2 protein-coding genes are annotated in these 2,549 nt (G+C 64.1%); both read right to left on the reverse strand.

The genetic code is table 11. From position 1 onward, the window contains the following. Nucleotides 1-73 precede the first annotated feature (73 nt). Nucleotides 74-877 (reverse strand): IS21-like element helper ATPase IstB, encoded by an 804-nt coding sequence (gene istB / locus AC07Y4_RS32860; protein WP_057597906.1) that lies wholly within the window; start codon nt 875-877, stop codon nt 74-76. Then, nucleotides 867-2,444 carry an IS21 family transposase gene (gene istA / locus AC07Y4_RS32865; protein ID WP_159275351.1) on the reverse strand — a complete coding sequence of 526 codons (1,578 nt, stop codon included), beginning with the start codon at nt 2,442-2,444 and terminating at the stop codon, nt 867-869. The genes istB and istA overlap by 11 nt, the downstream gene beginning before the upstream one ends. Nucleotides 2,445-2,549: the final 105 nt, after the last annotated feature.

Consider the following 2,549-nt stretch of genomic DNA (forward strand, 5'->3'; position numbering starts at 1 on the left):
TGTTGATTTCCATGGAATCCTGACCCGCGATTTCCATCGAATATTGACCCACCCTCTTTGCGAGCCAGCCGGCTCACGGTGTGGATAAGTTCTTGGTCTTCTCCTTTTTAGGTTGGACTGCCTGAACGGGTTGAGCCGAGCTGTGCTTGAAGCGGAAGCTGTCGTTGCCGGTCTCCAGGATATGGCAATGGTGGGTCAGGCGGTCCAGCAGCGCCGTCGTCATCTTCGCATCGCCGAAGACGCTGGCCCATTCGCTGAAGCTCAGATTGGTTGTGATCACCACGCTGGTGCGTTCGTAGAGCTTGGACAGCAGATGGAACAACAGCGCGCCACCTGATGCGCTGAACGGCAGGTAGCCCAGCTCGTCGAGCACCACCATGTCCGCGTACATCAGCCGGTGCGCGATGTGACCAGGATTGCCACTGGCCTTCTCCTGCTCGAGTGCGTTGACCAGCTCGACCGTCGAGAAGAACCGGACTCTACGGTGATGGTGCTCGATGGCCTGCACGCCCAGCGCCGTGGCAATGTGGGTCTTGCCCGTACCCGGCCCGCCCACGAGCACCAGGTTCTGCGCATCGTCCATGAACTCGCACCGATGGAGCTGACGCACCAGCGCCTCGTTGATCTCGCTGTTGGCGAAGTCGAAGCCGGCGAGGTCACGGTAGGCTGGGAAGCGCGCAAGCTTCAACTGGTAGGCCACCGAGCGCACCTCTCGCTCGGCCGTCTCGGCCTTGAGCAACTGCGAGAGCATCGGCTGCGCCGCCTCGAAGGCCGGCGATCCCTGCTCGGCCAGCTCCGCGACGGCTTGGGCCATGCCGTGCATCTTGAGCTCACGCAGCATGATCACGATGGCGCCGCTGGCGGGGTCATGTCGCATGACGTACCTCCTGGCTCTTCGTCCGGATGCTCGCCCCACCGGCGGCGCTTGCACGACCCCTGAGCGTGTCATAGCGCAGCACATCGGCCTTCGGCTCGTTCGCCAGACGCAGCGCCTGCGGCGCCGTGACGGGCGCTGGTGCAACGGGCTTGGCATCCAGCAGTCGGTGCAACACGTTGAGCACGTGGGTCTTGCTGGCCACGCCGGCCTCCAAGGCCAGCTCAACCGCGGTCAGCACGGCCTGCTCATCGTGGTGCAGCACAAGTGCCAGGATCTCCACCATCTCGCGGTCTCCCCCCGACTGCTTCAGCAACGCGGCCTGCAACCGCCGGAAGCCCTGCGGCAGCTCGCTGAAGGGTGCTCCGTTCCTGAGCGCTCCTGGCTTGCGCTGCAGCACCGCCAGGTAGTGACGCCAGTCGTACACGGTGTGGCCCGCCGTGTCGTGGCTTCGGTCGATGATGCGCGTGTGTTCGCACACGATCTGGCCCTCGGCTGCCACGACCAAGCGTTCGGCGTACACGCGCAGACTCACCGGTCGGTTCGCGTAGGAGGCCGGAACGCTGTAACGGTTGCGCTCGAAGTGCACCAGGCAGGTGGGTGAGACGCGCTTGGTGTGCTCCACGAAGCCGTCGAAGGGCCTGGGCACCTGCATCAACAGTGGCCGCTCCTGCGCCCAGACATCGGCCACGCTGCCCGGCAGCTTGCCATGCACGATCTCGCCCCACAACGCCTTGCAGCGGCTCTCCAGCCAGTCGTTGAGCAGCGCCAGCGTGGCGAACGCCGGCACGGGCTGCCACAACCGGTGGCGCGCATCGCGCACATTCTTCTCGACCTGGCCCTTCTCCCAGCCGGATGCCGGGTTACAGAACTCAGCCTCGAACAAGTAGTGGCTGACCATGGCGCTGAAGCGCGCGTTGATGTCGCGCTCCTTGCCGCGGCGTACCCTGTCCACGGCGGTCTTCATGTTGTCGTAGATGCCGCGCCGAGGCACGCCCCCGAGCACCTCGAAGGCCCGGTTGTGCGCATCGAACAGCATCTCGTGGGTCTGCAGCAGGTAGGCGCGCACGATGAACGCACGGCTGTGGCTGAGCTTGAAGTGCGCGACCTGCAGCTTGGTGCGTTCACCAGCGATGACGGCCCAGTCCTCGCTCCAGTCGAACTGGAATGCCTCGCCAGGACCGAAGGCCAAGGGCACGAAGGTGCCGCGCCCTGTCGTCTGCTGGACCTCGTGGCGGTGCGCATGCCACGCGCGTGCAAAGGCGGCCACGCGGTTGTAGGAGCCCTGATAGCCCAGCGCCACCAAGTCTGCGTGCATCTGCTTGAGCGTGCGCCGCTGCTTGCGTGACTTGGACGCCTCGCTCTTGAGCCAGCCGCCGAGCTTCTCGGCAAACGCGTCGAGCTTGCTCGGGCTGATGCGCTTCGCGTAACTGGGCGCCGCCTCGCCCTCGCGAAGGTATTTGCGGATGGTGTTGCGAGACAAGCCCGTGCGCCGGGCTATCTCTCGAAGGGACAGTTGCTCTCGCAGTGCCCAACGTCTGATGACACTCAATGTCGCCACGTCAATCACTCCTGTGCTCCTGCTGCTAAAAGCAGCAGGTTAGGGTTATCACGTGGGTCAGATTTAGATGGAAATCACACCGCCAACTGGGTCACTTCTAGATGGAAATCAACA

It is taken from the genome of Variovorax sp. GW460-12-1-14-LB1 (genome assembly GCF_059423605.1).

Bases quoted from the DNA above. Each gene is read 5' to 3' on its own strand.
- istB (WP_057597906.1), bottom strand. From the start codon at position 877: ATGCGACATGACCCCGCCAGCGGCGCCATCGTGATCATGCTGCGTGAG.